20 protein-coding genes are annotated in these 18773 nt (G+C 61.1%); 9 read left to right on the top strand and 11 right to left on the bottom strand.

The genetic code is table 11. The features are described 5' to 3' along the window. Position 1: 1 nt before the first annotated feature. The gene (locus KVG91_RS10370) at positions 2 to 1093 is read left to right on the top strand and encodes an anhydro-N-acetylmuramic acid kinase (protein WP_169378790.1); all 1092 of its coding nucleotides are present in this window, start codon (positions 2 to 4) and stop codon (positions 1091 to 1093) included. A 91-nt stretch (positions 1094 to 1184) separates the two neighbouring features. Here the strand turns inward: KVG91_RS10370 and erpA are convergent, their stop codons facing one another. After that, positions 1185 to 1535, bottom strand: coding sequence for an iron-sulfur cluster insertion protein ErpA (gene erpA / locus KVG91_RS10375; protein ID WP_003176443.1), 351 nt, complete (start codon positions 1533 to 1535; stop codon positions 1185 to 1187). 165 nt (positions 1536 to 1700) lie between these two features. Continuing rightward, positions 1701 to 2735 (bottom strand): N-acetyl-gamma-glutamyl-phosphate reductase, encoded by a 1035-nt coding sequence (argC, locus tag KVG91_RS10380; RefSeq protein ID WP_169378789.1) that lies wholly within the window; start codon positions 2733 to 2735, stop codon positions 1701 to 1703. Between the two features lie 134 nt (positions 2736 to 2869). On the opposite strand from argC, the gene hemJ reads away from it, so the two are divergent. The 6 genes from hemJ (at position 2870) to coq7 (ending at position 7319) form a co-directional block, all read left to right on the top strand. Further along, entirely contained in the window at positions 2870 to 3298 is a 429-nt protein-coding gene (gene hemJ / locus KVG91_RS10385) for a protoporphyrinogen oxidase HemJ (protein ID WP_169378788.1), read from the top strand. A gap of 24 nt (positions 3299 to 3322) precedes the next feature. Next, positions 3323 to 4285: an NAD(P)H-dependent flavin oxidoreductase gene (locus KVG91_RS10390; RefSeq protein ID WP_169378787.1), complete on the top strand. Its 963-nt coding sequence runs from the start codon at positions 3323 to 3325 to the stop codon at positions 4283 to 4285. 69 nt (positions 4286 to 4354) lie between these two features. After that, a complete protein-coding gene (locus KVG91_RS10395) occupies positions 4355 to 5317 on the top strand; it encodes a DUF805 domain-containing protein (protein WP_169378786.1) in 963 nt (320 codons plus the stop codon). Between the two features lie 63 nt (positions 5318 to 5380). After that, positions 5381 to 6169 carry an SDR family NAD(P)-dependent oxidoreductase gene (locus KVG91_RS10400; RefSeq protein ID WP_169378785.1) on the top strand — a complete coding sequence of 263 codons (789 nt, stop codon included), beginning with the start codon at positions 5381 to 5383 and terminating at the stop codon, positions 6167 to 6169. Positions 6170 to 6216: 47 nt separating this feature from the next. Further along, entirely contained in the window at positions 6217 to 6555 is a 339-nt protein-coding gene (locus KVG91_RS10405) for a histidine triad nucleotide-binding protein (RefSeq protein WP_003194682.1), read from the top strand. Positions 6556 to 6671: 116 nt separating this feature from the next. Beyond that, on the top strand, positions 6672 to 7319 hold the full coding sequence (gene coq7 / locus KVG91_RS10410; RefSeq protein WP_169378784.1) for a 2-polyprenyl-3-methyl-6-methoxy-1,4-benzoquinone monooxygenase: 648 nt from the start codon (positions 6672 to 6674) through the stop codon (positions 7317 to 7319). Positions 7320 to 7403: 84 nt separating this feature from the next. On the opposite strand, the gene KVG91_RS10415 is transcribed toward coq7, so the two are convergent. After that, the gene (locus KVG91_RS10415) at positions 7404 to 7826 is read right to left on the bottom strand and encodes an OsmC family protein (RefSeq protein WP_005792019.1); all 423 of its coding nucleotides are present in this window, start codon (positions 7824 to 7826) and stop codon (positions 7404 to 7406) included. 244 nt (positions 7827 to 8070) lie between these two features. On the opposite strand from KVG91_RS10415, the gene crp reads away from it, so the two are divergent. Further along, positions 8071 to 8715, top strand: coding sequence for a cAMP-activated global transcriptional regulator CRP (gene crp / locus KVG91_RS10420; RefSeq protein WP_169378783.1), 645 nt, complete (start codon positions 8071 to 8073; stop codon positions 8713 to 8715). On the opposite strand, the gene KVG91_RS10425 is transcribed toward crp, so the two are convergent. The 4 genes from KVG91_RS10425 to KVG91_RS10440 all read right to left on the bottom strand — a co-directional run bounded on the left by KVG91_RS10425 (position 8712) and on the right by KVG91_RS10440 (position 12049). Continuing rightward, on the bottom strand, positions 8712 to 9407 hold the full coding sequence (locus KVG91_RS10425; protein ID WP_169378782.1) for a lipoate--protein ligase family protein: 696 nt from the start codon (positions 9405 to 9407) through the stop codon (positions 8712 to 8714). The genes crp and KVG91_RS10425 overlap by 4 nt on opposite strands. 156 nt (positions 9408 to 9563) lie before the next feature. Beyond that, positions 9564 to 10400: an indole-3-glycerol phosphate synthase TrpC gene (gene trpC / locus KVG91_RS10430; RefSeq protein ID WP_169378781.1), complete on the bottom strand. Its 837-nt coding sequence runs from the start codon at positions 10398 to 10400 to the stop codon at positions 9564 to 9566. Continuing rightward, the gene (gene trpD, locus KVG91_RS10435; RefSeq protein WP_169378780.1) at positions 10397 to 11446 is read right to left on the bottom strand and encodes an anthranilate phosphoribosyltransferase; all 1050 of its coding nucleotides are present in this window, start codon (positions 11444 to 11446) and stop codon (positions 10397 to 10399) included. The genes trpC and trpD overlap by 4 nt, the downstream gene beginning before the upstream one ends. A gap of 9 nt (positions 11447 to 11455) precedes the next feature. After that, positions 11456 to 12049 carry an aminodeoxychorismate/anthranilate synthase component II gene (locus KVG91_RS10440; protein WP_169378779.1) on the bottom strand — a complete coding sequence of 198 codons (594 nt, stop codon included), beginning with the start codon at positions 12047 to 12049 and terminating at the stop codon, positions 11456 to 11458. A gap of 418 nt (positions 12050 to 12467) precedes the next feature. On the opposite strand from KVG91_RS10440, the gene estP reads away from it, so the two are divergent. Then, positions 12468 to 14387 (top strand): esterase EstP, encoded by a 1920-nt coding sequence (gene estP / locus KVG91_RS10445; RefSeq protein WP_169378778.1) that lies wholly within the window; start codon positions 12468 to 12470, stop codon positions 14385 to 14387. A 43-nt stretch (positions 14388 to 14430) separates the two neighbouring features. Here the strand turns inward: estP and trpE are convergent, their stop codons facing one another. The 4 genes from trpE to KVG91_RS10465 all read right to left on the bottom strand — a co-directional run bounded on the left by trpE (position 14431) and on the right by KVG91_RS10465 (position 18705). Further along, positions 14431 to 15912, bottom strand: a complete 1482-nt coding sequence (trpE, locus tag KVG91_RS10450; RefSeq protein WP_169378777.1) for an anthranilate synthase component I — start codon at positions 15910 to 15912, stop codon at positions 14431 to 14433. A 70-nt stretch (positions 15913 to 15982) separates the two neighbouring features. Then, on the bottom strand, positions 15983 to 16801 hold the full coding sequence (locus tag KVG91_RS10455; protein WP_169378776.1) for a phosphoglycolate phosphatase: 819 nt from the start codon (positions 16799 to 16801) through the stop codon (positions 15983 to 15985). Next, on the bottom strand, positions 16798 to 17472 hold the full coding sequence (gene rpe / locus KVG91_RS10460) for a ribulose-phosphate 3-epimerase (RefSeq protein ID WP_024077703.1): 675 nt from the start codon (positions 17470 to 17472) through the stop codon (positions 16798 to 16800). The genes KVG91_RS10455 and rpe overlap by 4 nt, the downstream gene beginning before the upstream one ends. An 84-nt stretch (positions 17473 to 17556) precedes the next feature. Continuing rightward, a complete protein-coding gene (locus KVG91_RS10465; protein ID WP_217894885.1) occupies positions 17557 to 18705 on the bottom strand; it encodes an iron-containing alcohol dehydrogenase in 1149 nt (382 codons plus the stop codon). Positions 18706 to 18773 lie beyond the last annotated feature (68 nt).

The following is an 18773-nucleotide window of genomic DNA, read 5'->3' on the forward strand; positions in this document are numbered from 1 at the left end:
TATGCCGCTCTACATAGGCGTGATGTCCGGGACCAGCCTCGATGGCCTGGATATCGCCCTGATCGAACAGGGCAAGGCGGTCAAACTGATCGCCACTCACTACATCCCCATGCCGGATGCCCTGCGCGGCGAGTTGCTCGGCCTGTGCGCCAGCGGCCCGGATGAGATCGCACGTTCAGCCATTGCCCAACAGAACTGGGTGAAGCTTGCTGCACAGGGGATTCACGCTTTGCTCGATCAGCAACACCTCAGTCCCCAGGACATTCGCGCGATTGGCAGCCACGGCCAGACCGTCCGCCATGAACCCGCTCGGGGGTTTACCGTACAGATCGGCAACCCGGCCTTGCTCACCGAGCTGACAGCCATCACCGTGGTCAGCGATTTCCGCAGCCGCGACGTTGCTGCAGGTGGTCAGGGCGCGCCGCTGGTACCCGCATTTCATGAAGCGTTATTTGGTGAGCACACCGGCAACCGTGCCGTATTGAATGTGGGGGGTTTCAGCAACCTCAGCCTGATCGAGGCCGGCAAACCGGTAGCCGGCTTCGACTGTGGTCCAGGCAATGTCTTGCTGGATGCCTGGATTCACCAACAACATGGCGAACACTTTGATCGGGATGGGCAGTGGGCTGCCAGCGGCAAGGTTGAACCGCAGCTACTCAACGCGCTGCTCAGCGACCCATTCTTCGTGACCCAGGGCCCTAAAAGCACCGGACGCGAAGTATTCAACCTGGGATGGCTGCAACAACACCTAGACCGTTTACCCGCATTCGAGCCTCAGGATGTGCAGGCCACGCTGCTGGAGCTCACCGCGCTGACCATCGTCGAGTCCCTGCAGTTCGCCCAACCCCGGACAGAAACGCTGCTGGTGTGTGGCGGCGGCGCTCACAACATCACGCTGATGGACCGAATGGCCGCTCTGCTGCCGTCGACCCAAGTCAGCAGCACCGCCGCCTACGGCGTAGACCCCGACTGGGTTGAAGCAATGGCCTTCGCCTGGCTGGCCCATTGCTGCCTTGAAGGCATCGCCGCCAACCGCCCCAGTGTCACTGGCGCACGCGGACTACGGGTACTGGGCGCTATTTACCCGGCCTGACTGCTCCGTAGAGAATCAGCAGACAGCAAAACGCCGCTTGGCCTACAAAGCCAAGCGGCGTTTTTTCACGTGTCGCAGATCAAGCTACCGGTCAGATCGAGAACGAAGACCCGCAACCACAGGTAGTAGTGGCGTTAGGATTCTTGATCACGAAACGCGAACCCTCCAGACCTTCCTGATAATCCACCTCGGCACCTGCCAGGTACTGGAAGCTCATCGGGTCCACGACCAGGCTGACGCCCTCGCGCTCAACGATGGTGTCATCGTCGGCCACATCTTCATCGAAGGTAAAACCGTACTGAAACCCAGAACAACCGCCGCCCGTAACGAATACGCGCAGCTTCAAGCGATCATTACCCTCTTCATCGACCAGGCTCTTCACCTTGTGCGCAGCACCGTGGGTGAATTGCAAAGCCGTGGGGGTGAAGGATTCAACGCTCATGCTGATAATCTCCCGGCGTAGCGCCGCCCTATGCGTAATGGTGGGTATTATCCGCTTCTCCTAGAAAATCGGTCAACTATTGTTACGGTATATCAATCTGCACCGCTGTCATTAAAAACACAAAAGGCCCGATCAACGGGCCTTTTGTGCAGTAGCTGCAGCGTCTTAAGGCAGCATGCCTGCGTGGGACAGACCCAGTTTCTCGTCCAGGCCAAACAGAATGTTCATGTTCTGCACCGCCTGGCCCGACGCGCCCTTGACCAGGTTGTCGATCACCGACAGCACCACGACCAGGTCACCATCCTGCGGACGGTGCACGGCGATCCGGCATACGTTGGCGCCGCGCACACTGCGTGTTTCCGGGTGGCTACCCGCAGGCATCACGTCGACAAACGGTTCGTTGGCATAACGCTTTTCGAACAGCGCTTGCAGGTCTACGGAACGGTCAACCACGGACGCGTAAAGCGTTGAATGAATGCCGCGGATCATCGGGGTCAGATGCGGCACAAAGGTCAGGCCCACGTCCTTACCGGCAGCGCGACGTAGCCCCTGGCGGATTTCAGGCAAGTGACGATGCCCTTTTACCGCATAAGCCTTCATGCTTTCCGACGTCTCGGAGTACAGCGAACCCACCGCTGCACCGCGACCCGCGCCGCTGACGCCCGACTTACAATCGGCGATCAAGCGCGATGCATCCGCCAGCCCCGCTTCCAGCAATGGCAGGAAACCCAGTTGAGTGGCCGTCGGATAGCAACCCGGCACCGCAATCAGGCGCGCCTGCTTGATCTGCTCACGGTTGACTTCCGGCAGGCCGTACACCGCCTCTTCCAGCAGCTGCGGTGCGCCGTGGGGCTGGCCGTACCACTTGGCCCACTCATCGGCGTCCTGCAAACGGAAGTCCGCCGACAGATCGATCACCTTGGTGCCCGCCGCCAGCAACTCGCCGGCCAAGGCATGGGCGACACCGTGAGGCGTGGCAAAGAACACCACGTCGCAAGCGCCCAAGGTCTTGGTGTCCGGAACACTGAACGCCAGGCCGTCGTAATGGCCGCGCAGGTTCGGGTACATATCGGCCACGGCCAGCCCAGCCTCGGATCGAGAGGTGATGACCACCACCTCAGCCTGCGGATGCTGAGCCAACAGACGCAGCAATTCGACACCGGTGTAACCCGTGCCGCCGACGATACCGACCTTGACCATAAACCTGCCCTCAACGAACCCACTGGAAAGCGGTCGATAATAGGGGCCGCATCGTCCCGCGACAACCATCAAGGTGACGCGTGGACACCCGAGCCACTACTATCTTCGTACCGTGAACCTGGGAATAACTAAAAATGCTCTATCTATGGGTCAAAGCTTTCCATATCGTCGCCATCGTGTGCTGGTTTGCCGGGCTGTTCTACCTGCCGCGCCTGTTCGTCTACCATGCCCAAAGCGAGGACACCGTCAGCAAGGAGCGCTTCAGCGTCATGGAACGCAAGCTGTACCGCGGCATCATGGGCCCGGCGATGCTGGCGACGCTGGTATTCGGCATCTGGTTGATCGTCCTTAACCCAGGCATCTTCCAGTCGGGCGCCTGGATCCACGCCAAGCTGACCCTGGTGGTGTTGCTGATTGGCTATCACCATATGTGTGGCGCGCAGGTAAAACGTTTTGCGCGTGGCGAAAACACCCGCAGCCATGTGTTTTATCGCTGGTTCAATGAAGTGCCTGTTCTAATGTTGCTGGCAATCGTCATTCTGGTCGTGGTCAAACCGTTCTAACGTCAATTACTCGGGGTCCATCCAATGTCGCTGCCCGCTCTGCTTGAACAACGTCTGCGCCTGCCCGTCGTGGCAGCGCCGATGTTCCTGATTTCCAACCCGCAACTGGTCCTGGCGTGCTGCCGCAATGGGGTGGTCGGTAGTTTCCCGGCGCTCAATCAACGCGAAAGCAGCGGGTTCAAGGCCTGGCTGGAGGAAATCGAAGCGGGCCTGGTGCAACTAGACAACCCCGCGCCTTATGCCGTTAACCTGATCGTGCACAACAGCAATCCACGCCTGGAGGCGGACCTGGCGATTTGCGTCGAACATAAAGTGCCGATCATCATTACCAGCCTGGGCGCCGTGAAGGAATTGGTAGACGCCGTGCACAGATACGGCGGCCTGGTGTTCCATGACGTCACCACCCGGCGTCATGCCGAAAAGGCCGCCGAAGCCGGCGTGGATGGCTTGATCGCCGTGGCAGCAGGTGCCGGCGGCCATGCCGGCACCTGGAGCCCATTCGCGCTGATTGCCGAAATTCGCCAGTTCTTCGATAAAACCCTGCTGCTGGCCGGTTGCCTGAACCACGGGCACGAGATTCTCGCAGCACAACTGCTCGGTGCAGACCTGGCTTATTTCGGCACGCGCTTTATCGGCACCACCGAAAGCCACGCACCGGATGCGTATAAAGAGATGCTGCTCACAGCGCACGCCGCCGACATAGTGCACACTCCCGCTGTCTCCGGCGTGCCCGCCAGCTTTATGCGCCAGAGCCTGGAAAATGCCGGTTTCGACCTCGCAGCCCTGCAAGGCAAAGGCGAAGTCAACGCAGGTTCCAAGCTCAAGCCGTTGAGCGACGAGGCCAAGGCGTGGAAGACTGTATGGTCAGCCGGCCAAGGCGTCGGTGACATTGATGATTTACCCAGCGTCGATGAACTGGTTGCCCGCCTGGATGCCGAATACCGCAAGGCGCGCGAACAGGCGGCTCAACTAAGCTGGCCACGCTGACCCAACCGCAAGGCCCGCTGATTGTGCAGGCCTGCACAACCTCCCTGTATGATTGCCAAGGATGCCCGCATGAGCGACAACCGTTTCAAGATTGTGTTTGATGGAGCCTTGCTCCCGGGTGTCGAAAGCACCACGGCCAAACTGAACCTGGCCGAGCTGTTCAAGAGCGACGTCGAAGGCATCGATAAGCTTTTCACCGGCAGCCCGGTTGCGCTCAAGCGCGACCTTACCCGCCCGGACGCGGAAACCTACCTCACCGCGTTGAAGAACGCCGGTGTCGACGCGCGCATCGAAGCCGAACAACCCGTAGCGTTCAGCCTCGCCGAAACCCATGAAACCGATGCCGGCGCTTCCGATTTCTCCCGCCCGGCCGCTTCGCCGTACGCACCACCGCGCGCTGCCGTAGGTGAAGACCTGCCGGAGTACGCCACGCTCAACGTCTTCACTATCAATGGGCGCATCGGGCGTCTGCGCTACCTGGCATGGACGCTGGTGTTGAGCGTTGCGATGCTGGTGGCGGCGGGCATCATCAGTACCGTGTGCTTCGCCATTGCGACCGCCTCCCCAACAATCGCCATTATTCTTGGTTCGTTGCTGGGCTTCGCACTGTTCGTCGCGCTTGTCGTCGTGAGCGTGCAAATCGGTGTGCAGCGCCTGCACGACCTGGGCTGGTCGGGCTGGCTGTACCTGCTGAACCTGGTACCGTTGGTGAACAGCATCTTCCCGCTGTTGCTGCTGGTGTTGCCAGGCAACTCGGGCGCCAACCAATACGGCGCACCACCACCGCGCAATTCCACTGCTGTGAAGGTCCTGGCCTCGCTGTGGTTGGCGTTTATCCCGTTGATGCTCATCATCGGGCTGACCCTGGGCATGAACGGCTACCTGAACCAACTCGAAGCCAACGTGGACAGCAGCTACGAAAGCAGCGCCATCACCTCCGATGAAGACCTTGACCAGAGCGCGAACGCAGAGGAAGACCAAGCGCAAAGTGCTGAGGACGCGGGCGAACCTGTAGACTCTCCAGAACAGTGAAGAAAAGCCCCCGGCCTGTGATGCCTTTGTCACAGGCGCGGCGGCGTCGCGATGGAGAAAGGCATGACCCGTTACGCTCTGATCACCGGTGCCTCCAGCGGCATCGGCCTGGCCTTGGCCGAAGCGCTGGCCCGTCGCGGCCGCAGCTTGATTCTGGTGGCCCGCCAGCGTGATCAGTTGGAAAGCATTGCAATTGAATTGACCCAGCGCTTTGGCGTCGAGGTGCTGTTCCGGGCCTGCGACCTGGGCGAGCCGCTGCGCTTGTCCGGGTTTCTGCTGGAGCTTGAAGAAGGCGAGCGGCAGATCGATCTGCTGGTGAACTGCGCCGGCATCGGCACCAGCGGGCCATTCCTGGCCCAGGACTGGATGACCGAGCAAGACCTGATAGAGGTCAACGTTCTAGCCCTGACTCGCATGTGCCATGCGCTTGGCAATACCATGGCGCTGCAGGGCGGCGGGCAAATTCTCAACGTGGCTTCCATCGCCGCGTTTCAGCCCGGCCCCTGGATGAGCACCTACTACGCCAGCAAAGCTTATGTGCTGCACTTTTCCGAAGGCCTGCGCGAAGAGCTTAAGAGCTGCGGCATCAAGGTCTCGGTCCTCTGCCCCGGCCCGACACGTACGGCATTCTTCGGCACCGCACACATGGACACCGCCAAGCTCGATCGCAGCCAACAGTTGATGAGCCCCGAAGAAGTGGCGCTCTATACCGTACGCGCCCTGGAAAAGAACAAAGCCATCATTATTCCCGGCCGGCGCAACCGCTGGATCGCCTTCAGCCCGCGCTTGAGCCCGCGCTGGCTAACCCGCAGGATCGCCGGCGCCATCAACAAGGCCTATTGCCCGCGCTGACTGGCTGAGTACACTCAACCTGCCTACTTAACAATGGAGAAACAGCTGTGGATACTCTGTTCACCAAGATCATCAACAGAGAAATACCCGCGAAGATTATCTACGAAGACGACCAAGTGTTGGCCTTCCACGATATCGCTCCGCAAGCCCCCGTGCATTTTCTGGTCATTCCGAAGAAACCTATCCGGACCTTGAACGATCTGACGGAAGACGATAAAGCCCTCGCCGGCCATATCCTGTTCACCGCCCAGCGCCTCGCCGTCGAGCAAGGCTGCGAAAAGGGTTTTCGTGTGGTGATGAACTGCAACGAAGACGGCGGGCAGACCGTCTATCACATTCATATGCACGTGCTGGGTCAGCGTCAGATGAATTGGCCGCCGGGCTGATAAGCCCTCCAGCCAAGGTCGCGGCCTGGCGCTGCGACCCCATGCCCTGACTCAGCGCAAACGCTCCCCCCTCTCTTGCGGTAAACTGGCCGTCGAGATTCTTTCCGGAGGTCTGCATGACTACCCAACGTCACTACTCGCCGATTGACCGTCTGTTGCTGCAAGCCGACATGGCCATGCGCACGCTGCTGCCGTTCAGCGGCCAGCCCCATCGCCCCTCGCCTGCTGTCGTGCAACCCGACGCGCAGATGAGCCAGACCGAGACCCGCCACGTCGCTGGCCTGATGCGCATCAACCACACCGGCGAAGTCTGTGCCCAGGCGCTGTATCAAGGCCAGGCCCTGACCGCCAAGCTGCCGCAAGTGCGCGCAGCCATGGAACATGCCGCCGAGGAAGAAGTCGATCATCTGGCCTGGTGCGAGCAGCGCATTCATCAACTCGGCAGCCATACCAGCGTGCTGAATCCGCTGTTTTATGGCTTGTCGTTTGGCATAGGCGCCGCTGCCGGCCTGATCAGCGACAAGGTCAGCCTGGGCTTTGTGGCCGCCACCGAGCACCAGGTGTGCAAGCACCTGGACGAGCACTTGAAACAACTGCCGGCCGAGGACGAAAAGTCCCGGGCAATTCTGGAGCAGATGCGCATCGACGAAGAACACCACGCAGAAAGTGCATTGGGTGCGGGCGGTTTCCGCTTTCCTGCACCGGTGCGGTTTGGCATGAGCGTGCTGGCCAAGGTCATGACCAAAAGTACCTATCGCATCTAGGCGCATCACATCTGGATGCATCCATTCCAGACGCAAAAAAGGGCGCTATCACAGCGCCCTTTCTTTTGGCCACCGATTGAGCGATCAACCCAACTCTATGATTTCGTAATCATGGGTGATGGCCACACCCGCCGCGCCGAGCATGATCGACGCCGAGCAGTACTTCTCGGCCGACAGCTCGATAGCTCGCTTGACCTGCGCTTCTTTCAATGCCCGGCCCTTCACCACGAAATGCATGTGGATCTTGGTGAATACCTTGGGGTCCTCAGTGGCGCGCTCCGCTTCCAGGAAGGCTTCGCAGCTTTCCACGGCCTGACGGGACTTTTTCAGGATGCTGACCACATCGAAATTGCTGCAACCGCCCACACCCAACAGAAGCATTTCCATCGGACGTACGCCCAGGTTGCGGCCACCGGCTTCAGGCGGGCCGTCCATAACTACCACATGGCCACTGCCCGACTCACCGAGGAACATGGCTTCGCCCGCCCATTGGATGCGTGCCTTCATCGCCCAGACTCCACTGCTAAAAAAGGGTGCCAGCTTAGCACAGGGCCCGCCTGGGTCAGTGTTTCGCACAAAAGCGATCAATAGTAGGACTTACCGGGAAAATTGACTAATCGAGACAGAATGTGTCTGTTAAGCTGGCGCCAAATGGATGGCTTATTGCCACCGCTCATACAACCTGTATCAGTGCCGATACCGGTGACACAACAACTCCAACTACTTCGCGCAGTCTTTTCGGGATACAACCATGGTTGCCCTTACTCCCATACCCAAGATCAAGAATCTCGACAAGCTGCTGATGCATTGCCAGCGCCGCCGCTACCCGACCAAGCACAACATCATCTGCGCCGGCGAACGCTCCGAAACGCTATTCTTCATTATCAAAGGCTCCGTCACTATCCTGATCGAGGACGAAGACGGCCGCGAAATGATCATTGCCTACCTCAATACCGGGGACTTTTTTGGCGAGCTGGGGCTGTTCGAGCAAGCGGGCAAGGAACAGGAGCGCAGCGCCTGGGTGCGGGCCAAGGTCGAGTGCGAAGTGGCCGAAATCAGCTACACCAAGTTTCGCGAACTGGCCCAGCAGGATCCGGACATTCTCTACGCGCTCAGTGGCCAGATTGCCCAGCGCCTGCGGGACACCACGCGCAAGGTCGGCGACCTGGCCTTCTTTGATGTCACCGGCCGGGTAGCCCGCTGCCTGCTGGAATTGTGCAAACAGCCCGACGCCATGACTCACCCCGATGGCATGCAGATCAAAGTCACACGCCAGGAAATCGGGCGCATTGTCGGCTGTTCACGGGAGATGGTCGGCCGCGTGCTCAAGGATCTGGAAGAGCGCAGCCTGGTGCACGTCAAAGGCAAGACGATGGTGGTGTTCGGCACGCGTTAAACCGGCAGAAAGCTGGCCAGCATTTGACGATACAGCGTGTCCAGGCGGCCGATTGCGTCCGGCGCAGGGAAAGCTTCGTGCAGGGCGATATGGCTGTCGGCGCGAACACGCTGCTCCAGGCCACAGGCCTCATTGAAGCGATTGACCGCAGTGATCAGTGCTTCGCGGTCGTTATCCAGCAACAACGCACCGTGCACCAACCCCACCGGGCGGCCGCCGCTTTGTCGCCAACGCTGGGCGGTGCCGACCATTTTGCGGCCGTTGAGGTTGACGTTGTAGCGACCGTCGCAAAACGCGCCATCGATTTCGCCGACGCTGGCATCGCCCCCCAACTCTATCAGCAGGTCGCAAATCGGCTGGCATAAACGCAGGTAACCGGTTTCGATACGGTTCTGGTCCCCTTCACTACGCGGCGGGGCGTAGACCAGGGCGATATTGACCGTGGCGTTCGACTGCGGCACCGGTTCGCCGCCGGTTTCCCGTAGCAACACCGGCCACCCGGCGTCGGCCGAGACCTGGCTGGCGGTTTCGAACGCGGGCAGGCGACTCAAACGACGCGGCATTACCAAGGCTTGGTCGTTGGGTTGCCAGAACAGCAGGCCGAACTCTTGATCGCCAGCGCAAACGGCCGCCAGTAAGGCTTGCTCCGCGGCCAGCCCAGCTTCAACAGTCATCGACACCGGCTTAGCCATCAAACACCTGCCTATCTGAATCACACAAAATCAAATGTGGGAGCTGGCTTGCCTGCGATGCTGGCACCTCGGTTTTCAGTAACGCCGAAGTGATGCAATCGCAGGCAAGCCAGCTCCCACAGAAGCCTGCTTCTGGCAGCCAGGCCGCGCTTTGAATTAATCGAGGGTCGAACCGCTGACCGCCACGCCACGCTCCGGGAAGAATAGGCGCTGCAGTTCCGTCCCTGGGTTTTCAGCGCGCATGAAGGCTTCGCCCACCAGGAATGCGTACACGTCGCTGATTTCCATCAGCTCCACGTCGGCGCGATTGAGGATGCCGCTCTCGGTAATCACCAAACGGTCGCGCGGTATGCGCGGCAGCAGGTCGAGGGTGGTTTCCAGGCTGACCTCGAAGGTGTGCAGGTTACGGTTGTTGACCCCCACCAGCGGTGTGTCGAGGGCTTTCAACGCGCGCTCCAGCTCATCGCCGTCGTGCACTTCCACCAGTACGTCCAGGCCGACGCTCTTGGCCACGGCCGCCAACTCAGCCATCTTCACATCATCCAGTGCGGAGACGATCAGCAGCACGCAGTCGGCGCCCAAGGCACGGGCTTCGATGATCTGGTACGGGTCGACCATGAAATCCTTGCGGATCACCGGCAACTTGCAGGCGGCGCGGGCTTGCTGCAGGAACAGGTCGCTGCCCTGGAAGTAGTCCACATCGGTCAGTACCGACAGGCAGGTCGCCCCGCCCTTTTCGTAGCTGACAGCAATCTCCTGCGGCACGAAGTGCTCGCGGATCACGCCTTTGCTTGGCGAAGCTTTCTTGATTTCAGCGATGACAGCCGGCTGCTTGAGCTTGGCCTGGGTGATCAACGCGTTGGCAAAACCACGCGGCGCATCAGCCAGCTTGGCCTGGCTTTCCAGCTCGGCCAGGCTCACACGGGCGCGGCGCTCGGCCACCTCTTCAGCCTTGCGGGCCAGGATTTTTTCCAGAACGGTCGGCACACTCATTCTTCATTCTCCATCTTGAATACTGCGGTGAATGCTCCCAGCTCTTCGAGCTTCTCGCGAGCCAGACCGGTGTGCAGTGCATCGTGGGCCAAGGCGACACCCTCCTTAAGACTATAGGCATGGTCGGCCGCATAAAGTGCGGCGCCGGCATTCAAAACAATCATCTCAGCGGCTTTTTGGCCGTTCTCGGTCTTGCGACGCCCCAGGGCATCGCGAATCAATTCCAGCGACGCGGCCGGGCTTTCCACCGCCAGGCCGTGCAGGCTCTGGCTCTTCATGCCCAAATCTTCCGGCTCGACCCAATACTCAGTGACCTGGTCATTCTTCAGCTCGGCGACAAACGTCGGTGCCGCCAGGCTGAATTCGTCCAGCCCGTCTTTGGAATGCACCACCAGCACGTGCTTGCTGCCCATGCGCTGCAGCACTTCGGCCAACGGCCGGCACAGCGCCTGGCTGAACACGCCCACCACCTGGTGCTTCACACCGGCCGGATTCGTAAGCGGGCCGAGCATGTTGAACAGGGTGCGCAGGCCGAGGTCCTTGCGCGGGCCGGCGGCGTGCTTCATCGCACCATGGTGGGATTGGGCAAACATAAAGCCGATGCCGACGTTGTCGATGCAACGCGCTACTTGCACCGGCGTCAGGTTCAGGTAGATCCCGGCCGCCTCCAGCAGATCGGCGCTGCCGCTCTTGCCGGACACTGCGCGGTTACCGTGCTTGGCCACGGTGCAACCCGCCGCCGCCACAACAAACGACGCAGCGGTCGACACGTTGAAAATGTTAGCACCGTCACCGCCGGTGCCCACCACATCCACCACGCCGTCGAGGGTCTTGAGTTCGACCTTGTCCGCCAGCTCACGCATCACCGACACGGCGCCGACGATCTCGTCGATGCTCTCGCTCTTCATGCGCATGGCCATCATGAACGCGCCGATCTGCGCGTCGGTGCATTGACCGGTCATGATCTCGCGCATCACATCGCTCATCTCGGCGGTGCTCAGGTCCAGGTGGCCGACGATACGGCTCAGGGCAGTCTTGATATCCATGGAAAGTCCTTAGCGCGTGCCGCCGCTCTGCTTGAGAAAGTTGGCGAACAGCTCGTAGCCCTGCTCGGTCAGGATCGACTCGGGGTGAAATTGCACCCCTTCGATATTCAGCGTCTTGTGGCGCAGGCCCATGATCTCGTCGACGGAGCCGTCTTCAAGCTGGGTCCAGGCCGTCAGTTCCAGGCATTGCGGCAGGGTTTCACGCTTGACCACCAGCGAGTGGTAGCGCGTCACCGTCACCGGCAGGTTCAGCCCGTGAAACACGCCGACATCGTTATGGAACACCGGGCTGGTCTTGCCGTGCATGACCTGGCGCGCGCGCACCACGTCACCGCCAAAGGCCTGGCCGATGGACTGGTGACCCAGGCACACGCCCAAAATCGGCAATTTGCCGGCGAAGTAGTTGATGGCTTCCAGGGAAATACCCGCCTCGGTGGGCGTGCACGGGCCGGGCGAAACCACGATGCGCTCCGGATTCAGGGCAGCGATCTGGGCCACGGTCAGTTCGTCGTTGCGCACCACCTTGACCTCGGCACCCAGCTCGCCCAGGTACTGCACAACGTTGTAGGTAAAGGAATCGTAGTTATCAATCATCAGCAACATGGAAGCTAACACCTCTTGAACTCACTGATTTTTAGTGACGGCCTTCAAGGGAAAAGCCCGCTGCCAGACGCACGTTCCGGTTGCCGGCATCGCAGGCAAGGGGCGTCGAGCAAGGGTAAAGAAGGCAAATCGGTACAGGTCCGGCCGGGCCGGTAAAGAAAAAGTCAGGCGCGCCAACGCCAACGGGCGTGTGCCTTGACTACGCGCATCAAGAGTTTGCTGATGATCAACACAGGGAGGGTCTCATTCATACGTTCAGGCACAGTAACGTAGCCTCGCCAGCGGTGCAATATGGAGCAGCAAATACGGGGGCAGCGCCTTTGGGCGGTTTGTAGCCTAAAGCTGTTTTGAGTTGCAGAAAAAACCCACTACTTTGTTAATGTTTTCTTCCCGATACAACAACGAAATGGATTTTTCTATGCCCAGACCTGCGTTTCTTACCCCCCTTGCCGGCTGCCTCTTATCACTGGCCTGCGCCCAGGCGCTGGCAGCATCGCCCTACTCCACCATGGTTGTGTTTGGTGACAGCCTGGCGGATGCCGGCCAGTTTCCCGACGGCACCCGCGGTTCCACCTTGCGCTTTACCAACCGCACCGGGCCTGGCTTCCAGGGTGATTTCGGCCTGGTGTCGTCAACCTTGCTCGGCGCAAGGTTGGGCGTTGCCGCCAATGACTTGAACGCTTCCACCTCACCCGTGCGTGCGGCCCAGAGCTTGCCCGACGGGAATAACTGGGCCGTGGGCGGCTACCGTACGGACAACATCCTCGACTCCATCACCACGGTTTCCGACGCGGCGATCCCACCCGGAAACCCCGGCGGCGGCACGGTGTTGCGCAGTCGCCAGGGTTATCTGCCGGCCAATGGCGGACGAGCCGATCCCAATGCGCTGTACTTCCTATCCGGCGGCGGCAATGACTTCCTGCAAGGACGCGTACTCAGCCCCGGCCAGGCCGTTGCCGCCGGCGGGCGCCTGGCCGACAGCGCCCAGGTGCTGCAGCAAGCCGGCGCGCGCTACATCATGGTATGGATGCTGCCCGACCTCGGCCTGACGCCGGCCATCAACGGCACACCTTTGCAAGCGCCAAGCACTGCCCTCAGCAGCCTGTTCAACCAGGCGCTGGTGCAACGCCTGTCGCAGATTGACGCCCAAGTGATCCCGCTGAATATTCCGCTGCTCCTCCAGGAAACCTTCGCCGACCCCGGCCGCTTCGGCCTGGCCATCGGTCAAAACCTCACGGGAACCTGCTTCAGCGGCAACGGCTGCGCCGCCAACCCGACCTATGGCATCGGCGGCACCACCCCCGATCCCACCCGGCTGATCTATAACGACGCGGCTCACCCCACCATTGCAGGGCAACGCCTGATCGCCGACTACGCCTATTCGCTGCTGGCTGCGCCCTGGGAGTTGACGTTGTTGCCAGAAATGGCCCAAGGCAGCTTGCGCGCCCATCAGGATGAATTGCGTAACCAGTGGCAGGCCGATGACGGCCACTGGCAGGCGGTCGGCCAATGGCGCGCGATCGTGGCCGCCGGTGGCCAGCGCCTGGATTTCGATGCCCAAGACAGCTCGGCAAGCGGTGACGGCGGGGGCTACAACCTGAATATCGGTGGCAGCTACCGGCTCAACGAGGCGTGGCGCGTCGGAGTGGCCGCTGGCTTATATCGCCAGACTCTTGAAGCCGGCGCCAGCGACTCAGACTACAAACTCAACAGCTACATGGGGACAGCCTTCGCGCAGTTTCAGCAGAATCACTGGTGGGCCGATGCGGCGTTGAGCGGCGGCAAGCTGGATTTCGACAGCCTCAAGCGCAAGTTTGCCCTGGGCGTCAGCGAAGGCTCCGAAAAGGGCGACACCGATGGCTGGCTGTGGGCCTTGAGCGGCCGCGTGGGTTACGACATTGCCCCGCCGGGCAGCGACTGGCACCTGTCACCCTTCCTCAGCGCCGACTATTCACGTGTAGACGTTGAGGGCTACTCGGAAAAGGACAGCCGCTCCACCGCGCTGACCTTTGATGACCAGCAGCGCGACTCCAAACGTCTCGGCGTCGGCCTGAAGGGCAGCTACCGAGTCACACCACAGACCCAAGTGTTTGGCGAAGTGGCCCACGAGCATGAATTCGAAAACGATACGCAGAAGGTGAATATCTCGCTCAACAGCGTGCAGGGGATCGATTTCAAGCTGGACGGTTATACCCCGCGCAGCAACTCGGATCGTTTGAGCCTGGGTGTCAGCCACAAGCTGACGCAGGCGCTGGCGCTACGCGCGGCGTATAACGTGAGCAAAGATGACAACCTGACCCAGCAAGGGGTCAGTGTCGGGGTAAGCCTGGACTTCTAATAGGGCTTGAGCCTCCCACAAAACCTAGTGTGGGAGTCAGCCTTCAGTCCTGAGGGGTTTGCTCGGCCAGCGCCACCGCGCGGAACATCGCGCGGCGCTTGTTCAGGGTTTCTTCCCATTCGAGGGCCGGCACCGAGTCGGCGACAATCCCGCCGCCGGCCTGCACATGCAGTTCCCCGTCCTTGATCACGGCCGTGCGGATCGCAATGGCCGTGTCCATGTTGCCATTCCAGGCGAAATACCCCACGGCGCCGCCGTAGACACCGCGCTTGACCGGCTCCAGTTCGTCGATGATTTCCATCGCGCGGATCTTCGGCGCGCCCGACAAGGTGCCGGCCGGCAGGATAGCGCGCAGTGCATCCATCGCGGTCAAGCCGGCCTTCAGCTCGCCGGTGACGTTGGACACAATGTGCATCACGTTGGAATAGCGCTCGATCACCATCTTCTCAGTGAGCTTCACCGAACCGATTTCCGAGACACGCCCGGTATCGTTGCGGCCCAGATCGATGAGCATCAAGTGCTCGGCGATTTCCTTGTCGTCGCTCAGCAGGTCTTCTTCCAGCGCCAGGTCGGCTTCTTCAGTCGCGCCACGCGGACGGGTACCGGCGATCGGGCGCACCGTGATCAGGTTGTCTTCGACGCGCACCAGTACTTCCGGCGAGCTGCCCACCACGTGGAAGTCACCGAAGTTGAAGAAGTACATGTACGGCGTCGGGTTGAAACAGCGTAGCGCCCGGTACAGATCGATCGGCGCGGCCTTGAAGTCGATGGACATGCGTTGCGACGGCACCACCTGCATGCAGTCACCGGCGAGGATATATTCCTTGATGGTGTCGACGGCGCGCTCGTAGTCATCCTGGGTAAAGCTGGAGCGGAACACCGGGTCGGCCGCCGGTGGACGGCTGAGGTCCAGGCCGCGACGCGGGGTGATCGGCTGGCGCAGTTTGTCCAGCAGGGTTTCCAGGCTCGCCAGGCCTTGCTCGAAAGCGTCGGCGTGGGAAGGGTCGGCGAGTACGATCGCGTGCATCTTGCCGGCGAGGTTGTCGAATACGACGACCGCATCCGAGACCATCAACAGAATGTCCGGCACACCCAAAGGATCCGGGTTAGGGCATTTGCCCAGGCGTTTTTCCACGTAACGCACGCAGTCGTAACCGAAGTAACCCACCAGCCCGCCGTTGAAACGCGGCAGGCCAGCAATGGTCGGTACGTTGTAGCGCGCCTTGAACGCCTCGACGAACGCCAACGGGTCTTCCACATCATGGCTTTCGATCTCGACGCCATCATGGGTAATGCTCACATGATGATCGTGAACGCGCATCACGGTGCGGCACGGCAGGCCGATGATCGAGTAACGGCCCCACTTCTCGCCGCCCTGCACCGATTCCAGCAGGTAGGAATTGGGCTCGTCGGCCAGTTTCAGATAGATCGACAGCGGCGTGTCGAAGTCGGCCAGGGTTTCGCAGGCCAGGGGGATGCGGTTATAGCCGGCAGCGGCCAAACGCAGGAATTCTTCGCGGGTCATGATGTGCCTCGTGGCATGAGGGTCTAACAGTCAGGTAGGCAAACGTGCCGCGCAGCGCGGCCAGGATCGGTCAGGCGCGCCAACGCCAGCGGGCCAGGGCCTTGATGACTTTCATCCAGAGTTTGCGAGTGACCACCACGATGGCATTTCCAGAAGGGGAAGGATCGATACCGGGCAACGTTATCTCAGCGCCAGCGCCCAGGCAACCGGGGATTAGCAGTCGCAGGTCATCAATCACCAGGGAAGGCGATTCTTCGGCGATCGGCCGGCCGTGGTTGTAGCCGTAGCTGAGCGCCACGCACTGCACGCCCGCGGCCTTCGCCGCTTGCACATCACTGCGCGAATCGCCGACAAACAACGACTGCGAGGCCGGAATATTGGCCATTTTCATCACGAAAAACAGCGCCGCCGGATCAGGCTTTTTCTGTGGCAGGGTATCGCCACCGATGATCCAGCGGAAATAACGGCCAATTTTCATCTGGTCCAACAGCGGCGCGACGAAGCGCTCCGGCTTGTTGGTGATCAGGGCCATTTCCACGCCCTGCTTGTGCAGCCATTTAAGGGTGTCGCGCACGCCGGGATACACCACAGTCAATTCGTGGCCGTTTTCATAGGCGGCGTTGAACAACTCCAGGGCGTGCTCGGCTTCGACCTCATCGACCCCCTCGGCATCGATATGATTGGCCAAGGCCCGGCGCACCAGCATCGGCGCACCGTTGCCGACCCATTCACGCACCGACTCGATCCCGACCGGCTTGCGCCCCAGTTTGAGCAGCATCTCGTCCACCGCCGCCGCCAGGTCAGGCACCGAGTCGATCAAGGTACCGTCCAGATCGAACATCACCAGCCGTGGCAGCTTGCCGGGGAACAGCTGCTCAAAGCCGCTCATGGACGCGCCAGCGCCAGTTCGGCGCGCATCTTCGCGATGACTTCCTGGTAGTCCGGCGCGTTGAAGATCGCCGAGCCGGCCACAAAGGTGTCGGCGCCGGCGGCAGCGATTTCGCGGATATTGTTGACGTTGACCCCGCCGTCGATTTCCAGGCGGATATCACGGCCCGAGGCGTCGATCAGTGCACGCGCTTCGCGCAGCTTGTCGAGGGTGCCAGGGATGAACTTCTGCCCGCCGAAGCCTGGGTTGACGCTCATCAGCAAGACCATGTCGACCTTGTCCATCACATACTTGAGCACGTCCAGCGGCGTCGCCGGGTTGAACACCAGGCCCGCCTTGCAGCCGCCTTCGCGGATCAGTTGCAGGGTGCGGTCGACGTGCAGCGAGGCTTCCGGGTGAAAGGTAATGTAGGTCGCGCCGGCGTCAACGAAGTCACCGATGATGCGGTCCACCGGGCTGACCATCAGGTGCGCGTCAATCGGCGCGGTAATGCCGTACTTGCGCAGCGCCGCGCAGACCATCGGGCCGATGGTCAGGTTGGGCACGTAGTGGTTGTCCATGACATCGAAGTGCACGAAGTCGGCACCGGCGGCCAACACCTTGTCCACCTCTTCACCCAGGCGGGCGAAATCGGCGGAGAGAATCGATGGAGCAATGACGAAGGGCTGCATGACGCACCTTTTTTGAGCTAAATCACGATGGCGCGCATTGTATACCTCATGCTTTGCCGCGCGCACCGTGACCTGGCTCAATGGCTAGTAGGCTGCCCGATAGATTTTCTCGATGTCGGCCGCGCTGAGCTTGCGCGGGTTGTTGCGCATCAGCCGCTCGATGCCCGCCGCTTCGATGGCCATGGCGGGAATGGCGTCCTCGGGAACGCCGAAGCTGCGCAGGCCCAGTGGAATCTCGACGGCGGTACACAGTTGCGTCATCGCCTCGACGGCCTGGTCGGCGGCAGCGTTGACACTCAAGCCGGTGACATTCACGCCCATGGCCTGGGCAATGTCCTGCATGCGCTCCACGCAAGCCAACTTGTTCCAGTGCATCACATAGGGCAGCAACAGCGCGTTACTCACGCCATGGGCGATATTGAACCGCCCGCCCAGCGGATAGGCCAGCGCATGCACTGCGCCGACCCCGGCGTTACCGAATGCCATGCCGGCCATCAGGCTGGCAGTGGCCATATCGTCGCGGGCCTGCAGGTTGGCCGGGTTGGCGTAGGCCTTGGGCAACGCATTGGCGATCAGCTTGATCGCGCCGATGGCCAGGGCGTCGGTGATCGGCGAAGCATTCAGCGACAGGTACGACTCGATGGCATGCACCAGCGCATCCACGCCACTGGCAGCGGTGACGCTGCGCGGGCAGGTCAGGGTCATTTGCGGGCTGATCAGCGCCACATCCGGCAGCAGGAAATCGCTGACGATGCCTTTTTTCAGCTGCGCGGCCTTGTCGGAGAGAATCGCCACATTGGTCACTTCCGAACCGGTGCCGGCTGTGGTGGGAATGGCGATCAGCGGCGGGCCCTTGCGCGGCACCTGGTCGACGCCGAACAAATCCGCCAGGGCGCCGTGGTAGCCGGCATAGGCGGCCACGCTTTTGGCGATATCGATGGCACTGCCGCCGCCCAGCCCGATCAGGCCGTCGTGACCGCCCTCGCGGTAAACGCGCATGCAGTCTTCGACGATGGCGATTTCCGGGTCGGGCAGCACGCGGTCGAAGATTTCATAGGGGCGTTCGCCCAGGTGTTCAAGCGCCAGCGCCACCGTGCCGGACTTGACCAGCGCTGCGTCGGTGACGATCAGCGGGTTGTCCACATCCAGGCGCGTGAGCTCAGCGGCCAGTTGCTCGATGGCACCGGCGCCGGTCAGCAGTTTGTGGGCGATCTTGAATGAGGAAGTACTCATGTGCGCGGCCTCTTATTGATAGATGGGCTGGCACAAGAGTAGCTGATGCAGAGGGGTTGTCTGCCATT

The sequence above is a fragment of the Pseudomonas azadiae genome, assembly GCF_019145355.1.
GTDB classification, from domain to species: Bacteria; Pseudomonadota; Gammaproteobacteria; order Pseudomonadales; family Pseudomonadaceae; genus Aquipseudomonas; species Aquipseudomonas azadiae.